The organism is Bacteroides intestinalis DSM 17393 (assembly GCF_000172175.1).
Lineage (GTDB): Bacteria > Bacteroidota > Bacteroidia > Bacteroidales > Bacteroidaceae > Bacteroides > Bacteroides intestinalis.
Window position 1 is genome coordinate 1,112,786 of the sequence record NZ_ABJL02000007.1, and the last position, 17,734, is coordinate 1,130,519.

A 17,734-nucleotide genomic window follows, 5' to 3' on the forward strand; every position below is an offset into this window, starting at 1 on the left:
AGAAATATGAAAAACTATATAAATCAATTCAAATTGTTGCTGGGGATTACATGCGTATCTGCGCTTTTTACAGGATGTTCCGATGATTTCCTGAAACCGGATCCCCTCTCTCTTTACGAACCGACTGTAACATTCAATACGGTGGATGGTCTGAATGCTGCTTTAGCTTCGGCAGACAAGGCACTTCGTGCTTATTGGACAAATACGGAAGCTTGTGACTTGATGTTGCCTTTGATGAGTGAGTATCTTTTTTCTGATTTGACGGTAGCCGGCAAAACGGATGACCAACTTGCTTTCTGTGACATAAACGAACGTTTTACACCTACTGACGGTTGGTATAATTTTGACCAGAATCGTCTGGTCATCTTTTGGGGGGAGACTTACAACGGCATTAAGTATGCCAATACTGTTATCAGCTATATTGATAAGGTGGAGGGATTGGATGAAACCACCAGGAATGAATTTCTCGGGCGTGCCTATTTTCATCGTGCTTACCGGTATATGAATCTTTGTTTCCAATTCGGTGACGTACCTTTTGTTTCTAAAATTATAGAGTCTCCCAAGCAAGACTATAAAAGCACCAAGCGCGAGGCCATCATCAAGCGTATGGTGCAAGATATGGAGTTTGCTGTACAGAATGTTCCCGACCAAAAGGATATGACTTACATCGGTATGATCAACAAAGGGGCATGCCGCCAATTGCTTATTAAATGTTACCTTGCTAACGGTGATTTTCAGAAAGCTAAGGAACAAGCCGATATCCTCATCGATCAGTCAGGCTACTCATTGATGCAGGATGAGTTCGGGACTTTTTCCAATCCTAATCCTAAAACATGGAATATTACCAACAATGTTATTTGGAATTTACACCAAGGTGGAAACAAAGCTATTGCCGCTAACAAAGAGGCCATCCTTGTTCTGCCCAACCGTTACGGCACTGATTCAGGTATTCGCACCCGTACTATGCGTAACTTGGTTCCCAGATGGAATGCTGATGAGATTAAAACTCCCGATAATGTGAGAGCTGTGGATAACTTTGCTTTGAACAATCCGGATTATAAAGATAATTTGGATTTCAACCGTGCTTTCGGACGCGGGCAGGCAGTTGTACGTCCCACTTACTTTGCCGAAAACTCTCTGTGGTATGTTAATGGGGTGAATGATGAGGGGGACCTGCGCCATAGTCATACTGTAGGCAACTGGGTGCGTATGGAAGATTTGAGATATAACCGTCCGAACACTAAATATCACGGAGAAAATGTCCGTTTCAGTTGGGTCGACGAGGATGGTGGCACCCAAGTGCTCTGTTCCGATACAATTCGGTGCTGGTTTGATTGGCCCCATTATAAGGTTTGGTCCGAATCTCCCGAAGATGAAACGCCTTCTGCCAATCAATACAATGGTGGTGGCTATGCTGACTTTTACTGCTATCGGCTCGCGGAAACTTATCTGCTCCGTGCCGAAGCCAAATATTATCTGGGAGATGCTACTGCTGTAGATGATGTCAATGCTGTGCGTAAACGTGCTAAATGTCAGCAACTTTATACTACGGTTGATATTGATGACATCGTGGATGAACGTGCCCGTGAGCTTTACATGGAAGAGTGGCGTTTCACTGAACTGAGTCGTATCTCTTATTGCCTTGCTCTCAGCGGCAAACCCGATAATGAAGGCAAAACTTATGATAAAGAGTACTTGCATGAGGACAGCTTCTGGTTTCACCGTATCACTAACTACAACAACTATTATAATAAGGATACTGGAGCCAATATCAGAGGTCGCAAGTATACCATGGGCAAGCACAATATTAACTGGCCTATTCCTCAAAAGGCCATTGACGCCAATCGCTTGGGAAAACTTAGCCAAAATCCGGGTTACGACGGATATGACCCCAATGTGGAGAAATGGGAAACCTGGGAAGAAGCGGTGGCTGATGAGAACTAGTCTGTTTTTTGATTATTTGAATATCAATTATGAACATGCATATCGTTTTATGTCTTTTGACAAGAAAGGCTTTCCTGATTCTGGTAAGCCTGGCTTTTTTCACTTTCTCTGCCTCGGCGCAAAGGATGATGAAAACCATTAATGATGGTTGGGACTTCCGTAAGGATGGAGAAACACGGTGGCAGCCCATCAATCTGCCCCATACATTTAATCTCGATGCCTATTCTCAAAGAAATTATTATCAAGGTAAGGGTGAATATCGCAAAAAGTTGTCACTCCCAGAGATAGCCCCCACTAAACGTTATTATCTGAAAATAGATGCCGCCAGTAAAGCTGCCGACGTAAAAGTCAACGGACAGGTGGCTGGTAGTCATGCCGGGGGGTATTCGGCTTTCATTCTGGATGTTACCGGGCTTATAAGGGAGAACAATGAGATAGAAATTACTGTTGATAATGCTCGACGAGACATTACGCCGCTTTGGGCGGACTTCACTTTCTGGGGAGGAATCTACCGGGATGTGTGGCTTATAACCACTCCGGAACAGCATTTCAACATGGCGAACTACGGGTCGACCGGTGTATTTGTCAGTACCCCCGTTGCCAACGAACGAGAAGGAGTAGTGCAGGTAAAAGCGGAGGTGACTAATGATGCCGACTCAAGGATACGTCTGAAGATGCAAAACCGCATTTATGACGCCCAGGGAAAACTGCTTCAGACGAATGCACAGCCTTTTTCACTGAAGGCGGGAGAAACAGCAACTGTGGAATATAAATCTGATGTAATAGACAATCCTCAATTGTGGACACCGGAAATGCCGACACTGTATCGCGTTGTTACCGCCATTGTGAATGCCAAAACCGGTGAAGTCTTGGATGAGATTTCTAATAAGATAGGTTTCAGATGGTTTTCGTTTGATGCAGACAAGGGATTCAGTCTGAATGGGAAACCTTATAAGCTGCGTGGGGTGAACCGCCATCAGGACCAGGCACCTGTAGGAGTGGCTATAGACGACGAAGTGAACCGCCGTGACATAAGGCAGATAAAAGAAATAGGATGCAATTTTATCCGTATATCCCATTATCCGCAGGATGACGCTTTGCTGGATGCATGTGATGAACTGGGCTTGCTGGCTTGGGAGGAGATTCCCATTATCGACATCGTCCCCGATACCCCGGGATATGATGACCATTGTGAGATGAACCTGGTGGAGATGATTCGGCAACATTACAACCATCCCTGTATCATGGCGTGGGGATATATGAATGAAATATTACTGATTGCTCCTACACCGGATAAACCGGAGTGGCCTGCAGTAAGAGATCGTACTGTTAAGCTGGCGCAGAGGTTGGAAAAACGTTTGAAAGAAGAGGATTCTTCGCGTGTGAGCGTCATGGCATTCCACGGTTCTGATCTTTACAACACGATTGGACTTGCACTGGGAGACGTGGCCGGATGGAATCTCTATCAGGGATGGTATTTTGGTGAGTTACCTCATTTTGAACAGTGGTTGGAAGATCAGCACGCTCGTTATCCACATCGTCCCATTATTGTGAGCGAATGGGGGGCGGGTTCAGACAAACGTATTCACTCGGTTAAGGGTCGTCCATTCGATTTCAGTATGGAATATCAGCAGGAATATATCGAGCACTATCTGCCCTATATTGAAAATAATGACTACATTGCCGGATGTGCTTATTGGGGGTACGTCGATTTCAATGTGGCCGCCCGCCAGGAATCTATGCCTCGTGTCAACAATAAGGGGCTTTTCTATAATGACCGGACTCCGAAAGATATAGCTTATTATTTTAAGGCTATGTGGCGTAAGGATGTGCCGGTGTTGCATATAGCAAGCCGTGATTGGGCATTGCGGACAGGAAAAGCCGGAGAAGAACATCCCATCAAGATTTATACCAATCTGGATGAGGTGGAGCTTATTCTGAACGGTGCTTCTTGCGGCAAGCAGTGCACGTCCAATTATAATACTATATTTCGTGTAAAGTTGCCGGAAGGAAATTCTTCGTTGGTGGCCAGAGGTTATAGGAACGGCGTTCTTGTGGAAGATGTGATGATGATGACGCTCGCTCTTTTCCCCGACTTGCATCAAGGGGACGAACTTGCAGTAAACGTTGGCAGCAATTGTTATTTCATTTCAGATGTCAGTCACTTGACATGGTTACCGGATCGTCCTTATACTGCCGGGGAATGGGGGTACGTGAACGGTAAGGGGCGCAGCACTACCTCTGAAATTTATAATACTGTAGATGGACCAGTCTATCAGACATGGATGGAGGATATAACGGAGTATAAGATTGACGCTCCTGCCGGAACCTATGAGGTGGAACTGTTGATGGCGGATGTTAGCCGACCGGCCCGGCAGCAGGCCAATCTGCTTGGCAAGGGAGATGAACGGGCAAGTGCCGTGTCCAAGCGGTTCGACATCACCATTTGCGGTGAGGTTGTGGAACAGAATTTCTCTCCGGCCGATAACAACCGTTATCTCAACGCATGCCGTCGACGCTATATAGTGAACAATAATGATGGATGTATTGATATACGTTTTACGCCGTTGCAAGGCAAGCCGGTTCTTTCGGGGTTTAAAGTCCGAAGGTTATAAACCGAAAGAGATTGTCTGATGGGAAAGGAGTCGATGGGCTCCTTTCTTTTTTTGCGAAATCTACTTTGTTTGTAGAGATGCTTTAAATCCCTTACTCTCATTTTCAATCCTTTAGGGTTCAGGTTTGTAGAGATTACTATCTAATCTTCTACTTTTCTGTTTTTTATAGTTTCCTTTTCATTTCATCCGTTGTAGAGATTGCCTTTTGATAATGTGTTGTTTATTAATGCTTTATAAAATTGCTTGGTAGATGCTGTTTTCTTGCTTTCTCATACTTCTCACCCTAACTTTGCAACATCGAATCTGAGAAACAGAACGTCTGTCTGTTGAGGCCTCACAGTAAAAAGACTTCGTGCTTTGGGATGAGATAAAAGAAAATGAATCATATTATTAATCATTAAAACAACAAAGATTATGGCAATTAAGTATGAAGTAAAGAAGGTGGTGTTTGGTTTTGATAAGACTAATACTGAGAAATTTGTAGCTCAAACCAAAGTGTTGGGCTTGGTGAAATTTGATAAGCTCTGTGAAGAAGTGCAGAAGGTGAGTATGGCACCGCGTGGTGTGGTGAAGATGGTAATTGACGGGTTGATAGATACCCTGAATATGGATTTGGATAAAGGATATTCCGTGCAGTTGGGAGACTTCGGCTGTTTCCGTCCCGGACTGAACGCGAAAAGTCAGGCGGGAGCGGGAGATGTGGATGCTAATACGGTATATCGTCGAAAAATCATTTTCTATCCGGGAAGCTATTTTAAGGATATGCTTGGTAAGGCAAGTGTGGAAAGGCTGGAGTTTGGTAAGGGGACTGTGGCTAAAGATACGGTCGTAAAGCCGGGCGGAGGTGATTCTGGTGATGGCGGTATTGAAGATGATCCGTTGGGATAAGTAGGTGGATTGGGGGGAAGAGGGGGAATCCCTTTTCCCCTTCCGTGAAACTTAACTAAATAGTGTTCCGAAGATTTGTCTTGCCTATTTGAATGACTTACTTTTGCGCATAATTAATGTGTAAGTGCATAATGCAATATAGATATGAAGAACAAACTTACTTTATTTCTCCTCATTTTTTGCTTACTGGTGTCGACAACGGTTGGTGCGCAGATACGTGAGTTCGAACGCTCGACGCCCGAAGCCGAAGGGGTCCCTTCCGGAGCGCTCATTGCTTTGATGGACTCTCTGATGGCCTTGCCGAAGACCGATATACACAGTGTAATGGTGCTGCGTCACGGAAAAGTGATCGCGGAGATGTATCCCGAACCCTTCGCCCCGGAGTATCGGCACACGATGTTTTCCTGCTCCAAGACTTTTGTCGGTGCCGCCATCGGACTCGCCATCTCCGAGAACCGCTTGCGGTTGACAGACCGGATCGCATCCTTTTTCCCCGACCAACTTCCCGATAGCATTTCCCCCAATCTTGCCGCTATGACAGTCCGGAATCTGCTGAACATGACCTCCGGTGTCACCCCGGACTGGAAGATGCGTGAAGGTCGTACAGACTGGGTCAGAGGTTATCTGGGGAAAGAAATAAAGACTCCCGGAGAACACTTTGATTATGATTCCATGAGTTCGTATATTCTTTCCGCCATCGTACAGAAGGTGACGGGTATGAAATTACTGGATTATCTCCGTCTGAAACTGTTCGACCCCATGCACATCACTGATGTGTCCTGGGAGGTGAGTCCCGAGGGCGTCAATACCGGTGGCTGGGGAGTGTACTTGCAAAGTGAGTCGCTGGCGAAGCTTGGACAGTTACTGCTAAACCGTGGTATGTGGGAAGGCAAACAGTTGCTTCCGGCAGACTGGGTAGACCTGATGATGGCTAAACAATCCGATACAGGTAGCTTTGGCTATGGTTATGGTTATCATATGTGGCTTTGTGAATATCCGGGAGCGGTTCGCGTAGACGGTGCTTTAGGGCAATATGCGCTTATTATACCGGATAAAGATATGGTAGTAGTCATCACCGAATGTAGCATCATAGATGGAATCACGCAACGCCGCTTGGTCTGGAATCGTCTGTTGCCTGCCGTAGGCGATGAGCCTTTGACGCCGGGAAAGGATTATAAACGCTTGTTGAAGAAGCAATCTTCTTATCAGTTACCGGTGGCGCAAGGGAAAGCAAACTCACCTCTTGCCCGGCAGTATGCGAACAAACCTATTATGCTTAAGCCGAATAAATTGGGCTGGCAGTCGCTCCGTCTTCAATTCAAACCCAAAGAGGTCATAATGACCGTGACGCAGGCCGATGGGCTTGAATATAACTTGCCATTTGGCTACAAGCAGTGGGAAAAGACTTCAATAGATGCATATCCTCCATATTCTATCGAAGCCAAAGGACGTTTCACCGGGATAGAAGGCCCTTTTTATGTAGCGGGTAGCTATGCCTGGCCCTCAACTACTACGCTGGAGCTGAAAGCGCATTACGTCAATTGGATCAGTGCGCTCAACCTCATTTTCTGGTTTGATGGAGGCGATGTTCATTTAGCGGTTAAGGCGAACTATTCTTCCGATTTTATCTATCTTTGTGGCCAATAAAAGATTTGTGTATTATGAACCGTATCACATTAGCTCTGAAACGTCCTTTTATCTGGTTACGCCGTTTTCGTCATCGTTGCGGTTACGGAGTGCATTCTCCGTTTGCTTTCAACCTGATTACACAGGTGATTTATGAAAATACTCCTTATTATAAGTATAAAGACCTGGCGGCAGAACAAAAGAAGTTAGCACCTCAAAAAGACGGGCGTTGGAAGTATGAGTCGAAAAAGGTGAAACGCCTTTTGTTCCGGTTGGTGAATTATATCCAGCCCGATACGATAGTAGATGCCGGTACTCTTGCTGCTTCTTCCCTTTATCTGAAAGCCGGTAAGGAAGGGGCCGACTATACATCTGCTTCTGAACTTTCCGAGCTATTTCTGGAAGCCGGAGTACCAGTTGGCTTTCTCTATCTGCACGACTACCGACATCCGGAATTTGTGGAGGAAGTATTCCGTATCTGTGCTGCACGCACTGTACGTAGCTCCGCTTTTGTGGTCGAAGGAATCTGCTACACTCCGCAGATGAAAGCTCTTTGGAAACGCATGCAGCAGGATGAACATGTAGGTATTACATTCGACCTTTATGACCTTGGCATCCTATTCTTTGATAAAACAAAGATAAAACAAGACTATATTGTCAACTTTTGATTATCTTTAGGCGTTTGAATAAGTGATTAGGGGGTAGTGATTAGTGATTAACCGCTCCACTAACCTCTAATCACTAATCACTAAACACCAATCGCTTATGAAAATATATACTAAAACCGGTGATAAAGGTACCACTTCGTTGGTAGGCGGTAACCGGGTTCCTAAAACCCACGTTCGTCTGGAAGCATACGGCACAGTAGACGAGTTGAACGCTAACTTGGGAGTGCTTATCACTTATTTGTCCGATGAAGCGGATCGGATGCTTGTACGCCATATCCAGGATCGCCTTTTCGCAGTGGGTTCCAATCTGGCCACCGATCTGGAAAAAACGGACTTGAAATGTGCCAGTGTCATTCATCCGGAAGAGATAGAGCGTATCGAACGGGAAATAGATCGGCTTGATAACCTGCTTCCCCCGTTACATGCTTTTATATTGCCGGGCGGCAGTCGCGGAGCATCGGTTTGTCATGTTTGCCGCACAGTTTGCCGCAGGGCTGAACGACGTATCCTGGCCTTGGCTGAACAATGCGAAGTAGCTACTGAATTACTTGCTTATGTGAACCGTTTGTCCGATTATTTGTTTGTCTTGTCACGGAAAATCAATCTGGATGAGAAAAAAGATGAAATATTTTGGGATAATAGTTGTAAGTGAGAGATTTTATTATACTTTTGCCGAAAAATAGAAAGTAGGACTTAATATTCACAATTTTAATACTTAGAACTTATGTATTGGACATTGGAATTAGCATCTAAACTGGAAGATGCTCCCTGGCCGGCAACCAAGGATGAATTAATCGATTATGCCATACGTTCGGGCGCTCCGCTTGAAGTGATTGAAAATTTGCAGGAAATGGAAGATGAAGGCGATATTTATGAGAGCATCGAAGATATATGGCCCGACTATCCGAGCAAAGAGGATTTCTTCTTTAACGAAGAAGAGTATTAGATACGCTTTTTAAGCCTTGCCATACCTAAGGGGATACGAGGTAGTTAACACATAGAAAGAGGTAGTCCGTAAAATCTGTTTTCGACAGATTAATGGATTGCCTCTTTTTTATATTTGTTCCATTATGACTGAAACACAAGAAGAAACGGTACGCCGCTTGCCGGAATTGAAAGAACGGCATTTGCCCGGAGATTGCCGGGAAGCGGTGCATACACTGTTAAAAGGGACTTACGGGTACGAACAATTTCGTGACCTAGAAGTGTATGACGACTTATTCAAGGGGAAAGAGACACTCCACGTTTCGCAGGGGCAATTGATAGAAAGTGTCATTGTTGAAGCGGAAAAGGCACGGAATGGGGAAACGGATGTGGATAATATTCTGCTGACAGCGCCTACCGGGGCTGGAAAATCCTTATTGTTCCAATTGCCTGGCATCTATTTGGGCAATGAATACGGGTTGCTTACCATTGTTGTATCTCCTCTGAAGGCACTGATTGTGGATCAGGTGGAAGGTTTACAAGATTTGGGATACACACGCGTAGCGTATGCTTCTTCCGATTTATCGCCTGAGCAAAAGAATGAGGTATATCGACAGGTGCGTGAAGGTGAGGTCGATTTGTTTTATCTTTCGCCGGAATTATTGCTTTCATATGATATCAAGCACTTCGCAGGTGAGCGTCGTATTGGTTTGGTTGTAGTGGATGAGGCTCATACAGTAACTACCTGGGGTAAAGAGTTCCGGGTGGATTATTGGTTCCTGGGACGTTATCTGCAGGGTTTGAAGAAGAATCTGGGCTATGCGTTTCCGCTTTTTGCGCTGACGGCTACTGCTGTTTGGAACCCGAAGGGAGGCAACGATATGGTGTTCGAAACGATTCGTTCGTTGCAAATGGAGCCGTGTGTGCTTTATGCAGGTACGGTGAAACGCAGGAATATCGGATTCGATATTCGGCAGATGGAAATAGAAGAAGGCGAAACGTACGATAAAGCCAAGCAACGTGTAGTGGCGGGTCGTGTAGATGATTTCCTCGACGGGTATAAGACGATTCTTTATTATCCTTTTGCGGGTGGCATCGATATGCGTCTGAAGACGTGGGTGCAACCTGCTGATTGGCGTTTGGTAGCTTCTTACTATGGCAAGAAGGACAAGGAACAGAAAGCAGCAATTGTACAGGAGTTCAAGGAAGGAGAGAAGCGTATGATTGTAGCTACAAAGGCATTCGGTATGGGTGTGGATATCAGCGACATTGACCGGGTATATCATGTGGCACCTTCCAGCACTTTTGTCGATTATATACAGGAGATAGGACGTGCGGCGCGTGATACGGATATTCATGGAGTTTCGGCAACGGATTATCATGAACGTGACTTTTATTATATGAAACGCCTGCATATGGCGGGTAATATAGCACAAGAGCAGTTGGCGTTGATACTGAAAAAGCTGATGGAAGTATATCGGATGAAAGGCGAAAAGCAGGAAATGCTGGTGTCTTTGTCCGACTTCGAATTTGTGGTGAAATTGCCGCGAATGAAAAACAAGCTGGAATACGAGGCAGAATTGGGACAGTTGATTAAGACAGCTTTATTATGGTTGGAAGATGATTTAAGCCATCGTTACGGAAAGAAGTTGTTGGAGGTCAGTCCGCAGAATCTATTGACGGAAGGATATATTCAGGATAAGACAGGCGATGTTTTTATTCGTGAATTCAAGGATTATCTTACTAAAGTGGAAGGTACGGAAGACGTGTACACAGCACGTCTGGAAAAACTGTGGGAAGAGCGCTTTGCTGAGTTGGGGTATCGGGAATTTAAGCAAAAGTTGAATAGTGGAACATTGTGGGAAGGCTCTCGTGCAGTATCTGTTGGTAAGCATGAGGTGTTGTTGAAAGAAGATGCTACGGTAATTCGTCAGCGGATGGATGCACTGTTCAATAGCTTGAAGACTCTGCTTGTCGATAAGTTACGGAAGGCAAAAGGACGTTTTGATGAAGAAGAATTGCGTGCGGTATTTGCCGAACATGGTATGGATGTACCATCGGCAAAACGCTTTATTGGCTCATTGCTGGAGTCTCGTACGGAAGAGGGGCGCAGTGTGAGTTATATCAGTAGTGTGAAAAAGAAGGATTCCAACGAACTCTCTTTTACAGTGACAAAGGGGTTTGACCTTTTGTTGTCCCGCTATCAGAAACTATTCAGTCAACGTATTGTCGGTAAAAAAGGAGATCGTCTGTTGTTTTACAGTACGCCATTCTCCGATCTGAATATGTTGCTTAACCTGCTTTCCATACTCGATTGTCTTTCATTCAGCGTCGAAGGAGGGGGGACACCTTGTGTACTGGTATATTTCGATGATCCGGAGAGTTTGCAGCAGATTGCATCTTCCGATGAATATCACAATTTGATTCTCGAGAATAATGAACAGGTGTTCCAGGAACAGATCGAACTGTTTTCTTTCTTCTTCGGAACGGATGGAATGGACGATGTGAAGCGCTGGGATTTTATTGAAGACTATTTTACCGGAATGGGGGTAGAGGAGCTGAAAGCGAAGTACGCTGTTCCCCTATAGAACCAGTTCTTTAAATAATCTTTCTAACGTCCTGTCCAGATCGTCGGAGAAACCGGCATGTGGGCGGGACGTTTGAATACAGGAACTTCTCACGGCAGTCAGCCAACGAAAACGTTCCGGTACATCGAGTTGGGCTATAGGACCACCGTCTTTGGCTCCCGAACATATTTTATTGAATACGTCCAAGTGTACAAATACCGATTCCCGGTCTATTTCAGAAACATATAGCTCCAGTTTGTCCTCGTTTACCTGACAAATGGACTTGATGTAGCCTGCCTTTTTTGAGAAAAGGATGACGCCCACATTAAAGAACTCCTCACGTTCTACTTTGGGTACCAAGCGGATAACTGCGTATTCATATAAGTGTTTTCCTTGCATTCTGTGCTTCTTTTACAAATGTTTCGGAATGAGCCAGTCTTTCGGTCAGAAAGCGGGTATAAATATCTCTGATTTCTTCGGATGTCTCATGTGTATCCTCCCAATGCAACCAGTCGTCAGGGATAAGTGCTACGACCTGTTGTATCTTTTCCTCTGTCAGCATAGAACGTAAAGCCGCATCGGCCTCTTCAAGTCGGGATGCTTCGGGCAGCAATACGTGGTTTTTTACATAGGGGAATGGGCTTACAGCATGTTTTTCCCAGTTTTCCCACGAGTGGTGGAAATAAAGTGAAGCGCCATGGTCTATCAGCCAAAGCTCTTTATGCCACATCAGCATATTGGTGTTGCGGAAGGTACGGTCTATATTGGTCAGATAGGCATCCAGCCAGACAATACGGGAGGCCAGTTCAGGGTCTACTTTAGTTGCTACGGGGTCAAAAGTCAGAGCACCTGACAGGAAGTGAAGTCCTAGGTTTAATCCACGGCTGCCTTGCAATAAATCTTGTATTTCTTCATCCCCTTCGGTACGACCGAATGCTTCGTCGAGATTCAGGAATACCAGTTCCGGTACTTTGAATCCCAGTATGTGCGCAACCTCTCCACCGATTAATTCGGATATCAATGCCTTGGTGCCATGTCCGGCGCCACGAAACTTTACGACGTATTTAAATTCGTCGTCAGCTTCTGCCAATGCGGGCAATGAGCCGCCTTCGCGCAAAGGAGTGATATAACGGGTCAGGTTGACTGTTCGCAACTCTATCATGGTTGTCCTTTCTGTAGTTATGTCGCCCACTTGAGACGGAGCGGCGGCTGCAAAGATAGTGAATATTCACGATTACCTAAGATGTGCTTCCAGAAACTGTTGCAGGATACGAGCATGGTTTCGGACAGGCTCTTTGGAGGCATATAATAAAGTAACTGTTTTATAGGGTCTGATTGTTGTGAGAAAGTTTCGTGCAGCTTCAGAGGTTTCCAACTCTTTCCGGTACATAGCAGAGAAACCTTCCCAATGTTCCACCGGGTCTTCATGAAACCACTTCCTGAGTTCGGGGGAAGGGGTGATGTCTTTTTCCCAAACATCATATTTCAGATGTTCCTTTTTCATGCCACGGGGCCACAGACGGTCTACCAGCACACGGTAGCCGTCCTCTGCCTCGGGATCTTCATATACTCGTTTAATTTTAATCTGCGTCATAACTTTATTTTCTATATACTAATATACAATTAATAGGTTGAATTAGTTCATTTTGTTCCTTCCTTTTCTATTCTGCACAATTTTTTTTCGTTTTATCAGTTCTTATATTGATGAAACGTTATTGTATCCTGAAATGCTTAATTCTTATTTGCCTTCTTTTCTGTGTAGCAGAGGGGCGGGCACAGTTTGATGCGCGCTTTAGTCAGTACTGGGTGGTGAAGGGGTATTATCATCCCGGTTGGGCGGGGCAGACGGATAATAAGATGAACATTTATGGTTCGTATGGTATGCAGTTGATGGGCTTCACACATGCTCCCCGCGTGATGTATTTCGGTGCTGACATGCCTTTTTCCTTATTCAATAAACAGCATGGCGTTGGAGTTGGATTCTTCAATGAAGCCATCGGACTGTTCCGCAACCAGCGTTTTTGGGGACAATACGCCTACCAGATGAAAATCAGAAAGGGCAAATTGGGTATTGGACTCCAGGTGGGTATGCTGACTGTAGCTTTCGACCCTTCTGATATTAATCTTGGAGATGAAACGGATGATGATGCTTTCCCCACTACATCGGAAAGTGGTACGTCTGTTGATCTTGGAGTGGGGGCATACTATTCGCATCCTAAATTCTACGCTGCCTTTTCTGCCCACCACCTGACAGCTCCCCGTGTCTCTTTAGGAGAAAAAAGCCAGATTAAAATACATCCTATCTTTTATTTGACAGGCGGATACAATATTCAGACACGTAATCCGTTAATTTCCATACAGCCTTCGATGCAATTGCAAAGTGATTTTACTTCTACACGGTTGGATGTAACAGGGCAGTTGTTTTATAGCTATCGTTCCAAAGTACTCAGCGGGGGATTGACTTACTCGCCTGATACTTCGGTGACATTCAATATAGGATTGACTGTGCAAGGTGTAACACTGGGATATGCCTATGAATGTTTTACTTCCAAGATAGGTGCAGCGAGCGGTAGTCACGATCTGGTGGTGAGGTATACATTGGATTTGAATGTGTTTAAGAAAAACCGGAACTTGCATAAAAGCGTACGGATTTTGTAAGAGAATATACGAACAATGGGAAAGAATAAAGGAATGAAAACAGTTCATACGTGGTACGGGGCGGCTTTGTTGCTGTTCGGTTCGCTGGTTTCGTGCATGGGAACAGTAGGTAACAGTTCCATGAGAGGTGGCGAGGTAATAGGAGCCAGTGCTGTAGCATGGAACGAACCTGCACCTTATGGCATGGTGTTGGTGAAACGCGGTTCGGTAAAAATGGGTCCCGATAAGCAAGACAGTTTGTGGGGAACAATCGTTCCTTCACGGGAAATTTCGGTAGAATCTTTCTGGATGGACGATACGGAAGTGACGATTGCTGAATATAAGCAGTTTGTCAACTGGGTACGCGACTCCATTATCCGCGAGCGCCTGGCAGATCCTGCATATGGCGGCAACGAATTGTATAAGATAGAAGAAGACCGGGAAGGAAACCCAATCAAACCTTATTTGAATTGGTCGAAGCCTATTCCGTGGAAGCGGGCGACAGAGGATGAGCAGATGGCCATTGAAAGTGTATATAAGCATCATCCCATTGATGGTACGCTGATGCTGGATGGAGCACAACTGAACTATTATTATGAAATTTATGACTATACCGAGGCAGCTAAGCGCCGTAATCGTTTGAATCCTGCCGAACGTGTCAAGAACACAGATGTCCAGGTGAATCCGGAAGAAGTAATCATGATAACAAAAGATACAGCATATATTGATGATGAAGGACGAATTGTAAATCGTACTATAACCCGTCCGTTATCCAGTGAATGGGACTTTCTGAACAGCTATATCGTGAACATTTATCCCGATACGACCTGCTGGGTGAATGATTTTCCCAATGCCAATAATGAACAATACATGCGTTTGTATTTCAATCATCCCAGTTATAACGAACATCCGGTAGTAGGTGTCAGTTGGGAACAGGCCAATGCATTCTGTGCATGGCGTACCAACTATTTACTTGCAGGACTGCGTGGACAGGCGAAGTATATTCAACGTTATCGTTTGCCGACTGAAGCGGAGTGGGAATTTGCCGCACGCGGACGGGAAGACAATAAATACCCTTGGAAAGACAGCGAAGAGACCAAAGATGACCGTGGGTGCTACAATGCGAACTATAAACCCGGCAAGGGTAACTATACCAAGGACGGTAACCTGATTTCAACCCGGGTGGGGGCTTATTCTCCTAACTCGAACGGGCTCTACGATATGGCAGGCAATGTTGCAGAATGGACATCAACGGCATATACTGAGTCGGGAGTTCTGCAGGCAAACGATATCAATCCGGATATCCAGTATAATGCCGCACCGGAAGATCCGTATGCGTTGAAGAAAAAAGTGGTTCGTGGTGGTTCGTGGAAGGACGTGAATGCATTCATCCGTTCGGATGCCCGGACGTCCGAATATCAGAATGAGCAACGTTCGTATATCGGTTTCCGTTGTGTGCGTACGCAGGTGGGATATAATAAGAAGGGGAAATGATAAGATGCTAAAATGGTAAAATGATGGAAAAAGATATTGTAAACAAGAAAAGGGACTTCGGGCAAAAGCTGCAGGACTTTATGGCGAGTTATCGTGGCAAGGTCATTATGAACTATGCCTATAGCTGGGGAGCTGCTATCGTTATTGCAGGTACCTTGTTTAAACTGACGCATTTACCAGGTGCCAATCTGATGCTTTGGATCGGTATGGGAACAGAAGTGCTGGTGTTCTTTATTTCTGCATTCGACTTGCCAAGCAGGCAGACTGGTACAGCTGCAGGCGGAGTGATAGTTGTTGGTGACGGAGGGACGGGCAGTGCAGATGTTAATCAGACTGTATCGCAAGAAAAAAGACAGGTTCCTGTTTCAGAGCAGCCTGTAGCGGTGACTGTAGGAGCTGCTAATAATTTATCCGGAACTCCTGCTCCGGCTTTTACTCCTGAAATGGAAGAAACCACACAGGCTTATATCGCTCAACTGAAAGAAATGACCGAAATGCTTTCGCACTTCACCGCACAAGCAGAGTCGTTGTCGCATGATGCCGAGCAAATGAGTGCACTGAACCGTAATCTTGCAGGTATCAATGCCATTTATGAAATGCAGCTTCGCAGCGCTAGCACTCAGATCAACACTATCGATCAGGTACATGAGCAGACCCGTAAGATGGCTCGTCAGATTGAAGAACTGAATGCGGTCTATGCGCGTATGTTGCAGGCTGTACAGGTTAAGTGATAACTTTTAAAGAGTAACTTTAATCGTAAATCGTAAATTGCTAAATCGTAAATAAACACCATGTCTCTGAATACTAATCCGGATTCTCCGCGTCAGAAGATGATAAACCTGATGTATATCGTCTTGATGGCGTTGTTGGCACTCAATGTTTCATCGGATGTGCTGAATGGCTTTTCATTGGTAGATGAAAGCCTTTCCCGTACAACGGCGAACTCGACCGTGCAAAACCAATCATTATATGATGGGCTTGCCGGTGCTAATAAACGTAATCCGGAGAAAGTGGGACCTTGGTTCGAGAGAGCGGTACATGTGAAGAATATGTCTGATTCGCTCTATGCTTACGTCGATGAATTGAAATTGAGTATCGTGAAGGAAGCGGATGGAAAAAGCGGTGATATTACCAATATATCCAATAGAGAAGATTTGGAAGCAGCTTCTTTCGTAATGCTTGCTCCCGGTAGAGGGCAAGGAAAAGAGCTGTTCAATCGGATTAATCAATATAGGAGTGAAATACTGGCTTTTGTTACTGATCCGGTGCAGCAGAAGATTATCCGTGATAACCTGAGTACTGAAGTTCCACGTAAAGCATCGGCAGCTGGAAAGAACTGGCAGGAGTATATTTTTGAAAATACTCCGGTAGCTGCTGCTGTCACGCTATTAACTAAATTGCAAAGTGATGTACGTTATGCCGAAGGTGAAGTATTGCACTTGCTAACACAGAATACCGATGTACAGGATGTGCGCGTAAACCAACTTCAGGCTTATGTGATTCCTACCTCTCAGAATGTGGTGCGTGGGGGGACGTATAGTGCACGGGTTATTCTGGCCGCTGTAGATTCTACACAACGCCCGTCCATCTATATAGCCGGAAAGAAACAGCCGGATAATGCCGAAGGTTGGTTCGAAACTGTTTGTAATCGTACAGGGGAATTTTCTTTAGATGGTTATCTGGAATTGGCACAGGGTAATGGAGAAGTGCTTCGCAGAGAGTTTTCCCAAAAATATACGGTGGTGGAGCCTACTGCTACGGTATCTGCTACTATGATGAATGTGCTTTATGCCGGATATGATAATCCTATCAGCATCTCCGTTCCCGGGGTACCGGCAGGACAGGTGCAGGCAAGTATTGTAAGTGGGAATGGTACATTGACCCGCACCGGTAGCGGATATATTGCTCGTCCTACAGCTATAGGCAAGGATGTGGTGATTCGTGTAACGGCATCTGTGGGTGGACGTACGCAATCAATGGGAGATTACACTTACCGTGTACGCCAATTGCCTGATCCGTCACCCTTTATTGAGTATACGGAAGATGGGACGCCGAAGCGTTATCGTGGTGGCCGTGGACTATCCAAGGCTATCCTGATGAATACTCCCGGTATTGTTGCTGCCATTGATGATGGATTGCTGAATATTAATTTCCGGGTATTGGGCTTTGAAACTGTTTTCTTTGATAATATGGGGAATGCCGTGCCGGAAGTGTCTTCAGGAGCTTCGTTCTCTACACGTCAAAAAGATATGTTCCGTCGCTTGTCACGGGGTAAACGTTTCTATATTTCCCGGGTACGTGCGGTGGGGCCGGATGGGGTAGAACGTCTACTGCCTACTACGTTGGAAGTAATTGTGAATTGAAATTAGAA

The 17,734-nt window shown here is 45.3% G+C and carries 15 protein-coding genes; 12 read left to right on the forward strand and 3 right to left on the reverse strand.

The genetic code is table 11. The features are described from left to right. Positions 1-6 precede the first annotated feature (6 nt). The 8 genes from BACINT_RS07945 to BACINT_RS07980 all read left to right on the forward strand — a co-directional run bounded on the left by BACINT_RS07945 (position 7) and on the right by BACINT_RS07980 (position 11,253). Positions 7-1,944 (forward strand): RagB/SusD family nutrient uptake outer membrane protein, encoded by a 1,938-nt coding sequence (locus BACINT_RS07945; protein ID WP_007662086.1) that lies wholly within the window; start codon positions 7-9, stop codon positions 1,942-1,944. 29 nt (positions 1,945-1,973) lie between these two features. Continuing rightward, entirely contained in the window at positions 1,974-4,559 is a 2,586-nt protein-coding gene (locus tag BACINT_RS07950; protein ID WP_007662087.1) for a glycoside hydrolase family 2 TIM barrel-domain containing protein, read from the forward strand. Between the two features lie 414 nt (positions 4,560-4,973). Continuing rightward, positions 4,974-5,447: an HU family DNA-binding protein gene (locus BACINT_RS07955; protein ID WP_007662088.1), complete on the forward strand. Its 474-nt coding sequence runs from the start codon at positions 4,974-4,976 to the stop codon at positions 5,445-5,447. 144 nt (positions 5,448-5,591) lie between these two features. Continuing rightward, positions 5,592-7,094 carry a 3-succinylated cholic acid synthase gene (gene bas-suc, locus BACINT_RS07960; protein ID WP_007662089.1) on the forward strand — a complete coding sequence of 501 codons (1,503 nt, stop codon included), beginning with the start codon at positions 5,592-5,594 and terminating at the stop codon, positions 7,092-7,094. 14 nt (positions 7,095-7,108) lie between these two features. After that, positions 7,109-7,741, forward strand: coding sequence for a hypothetical protein (locus BACINT_RS07965; protein ID WP_007662090.1), 633 nt, complete (start codon positions 7,109-7,111; stop codon positions 7,739-7,741). Between the two features lie 97 nt (positions 7,742-7,838). After that, the gene (locus tag BACINT_RS07970) at positions 7,839-8,393 is read left to right on the forward strand and encodes a cob(I)yrinic acid a,c-diamide adenosyltransferase (RefSeq protein ID WP_007662091.1); all 555 of its coding nucleotides are present in this window, start codon (positions 7,839-7,841) and stop codon (positions 8,391-8,393) included. 72 nt (positions 8,394-8,465) lie between these two features. After that, entirely contained in the window at positions 8,466-8,687 is a 222-nt protein-coding gene (locus BACINT_RS07975; RefSeq protein ID WP_007212024.1) for a DUF2795 domain-containing protein, read from the forward strand. 124 nt (positions 8,688-8,811) lie between these two features. Next, positions 8,812-11,253, forward strand: coding sequence for a helicase-related protein (locus BACINT_RS07980; protein ID WP_007662092.1), 2,442 nt, complete (start codon positions 8,812-8,814; stop codon positions 11,251-11,253). Here the strand turns inward: BACINT_RS07980 and BACINT_RS07985 are convergent. From BACINT_RS07985 to BACINT_RS07995, 3 genes are all read right to left on the reverse strand, one after another. Then, on the reverse strand, positions 11,248-11,631 hold the full coding sequence (locus tag BACINT_RS07985) for a DUF3037 domain-containing protein (RefSeq protein ID WP_007662093.1): 384 nt from the start codon (positions 11,629-11,631) through the stop codon (positions 11,248-11,250). The two genes, BACINT_RS07980 and BACINT_RS07985, sit on opposite strands and share 6 nt — an antisense overlap. Next, positions 11,609-12,391 carry a HipA family kinase gene (locus tag BACINT_RS07990; protein WP_044154953.1) on the reverse strand — a complete coding sequence of 261 codons (783 nt, stop codon included), beginning with the start codon at positions 12,389-12,391 and terminating at the stop codon, positions 11,609-11,611. Before BACINT_RS07990 ends, BACINT_RS07985 begins: the two co-directional genes overlap by 23 nt. 75 nt (positions 12,392-12,466) lie before the next feature. After that, positions 12,467-12,826 (reverse strand): DUF488 domain-containing protein, encoded by a 360-nt coding sequence (locus BACINT_RS07995; RefSeq protein ID WP_007662095.1) that lies wholly within the window; start codon positions 12,824-12,826, stop codon positions 12,467-12,469. A gap of 110 nt (positions 12,827-12,936) precedes the next feature. On the opposite strand from BACINT_RS07995, the gene BACINT_RS08000 reads away from it, so the two are divergent. The 4 genes from BACINT_RS08000 to porM are packed head-to-tail and all read left to right on the forward strand — an operon-like array spanning position 12,937 to position 17,726. Further along, positions 12,937-13,890, forward strand: coding sequence for a PorP/SprF family type IX secretion system membrane protein (locus BACINT_RS08000; RefSeq protein WP_007662096.1), 954 nt, complete (start codon positions 12,937-12,939; stop codon positions 13,888-13,890). A 15-nt stretch (positions 13,891-13,905) separates the two neighbouring features. Continuing rightward, entirely contained in the window at positions 13,906-15,363 is a 1,458-nt protein-coding gene (gene porK, locus BACINT_RS08005) for a T9SS ring complex lipoprotein PorK/GldK (protein ID WP_007662097.1), read from the forward strand. Positions 15,364-15,383: 20 nt separating this feature from the next. Beyond that, the gene (gene porL / locus BACINT_RS08010) at positions 15,384-16,094 is read left to right on the forward strand and encodes a type IX secretion system motor protein PorL/GldL (protein WP_007662098.1); all 711 of its coding nucleotides are present in this window, start codon (positions 15,384-15,386) and stop codon (positions 16,092-16,094) included. A gap of 60 nt (positions 16,095-16,154) precedes the next feature. Beyond that, positions 16,155-17,726 carry a type IX secretion system motor protein PorM/GldM gene (porM, locus tag BACINT_RS08015; protein WP_007662099.1) on the forward strand — a complete coding sequence of 524 codons (1,572 nt, stop codon included), beginning with the start codon at positions 16,155-16,157 and terminating at the stop codon, positions 17,724-17,726. Positions 17,727-17,734: the final 8 nt, after the last annotated feature.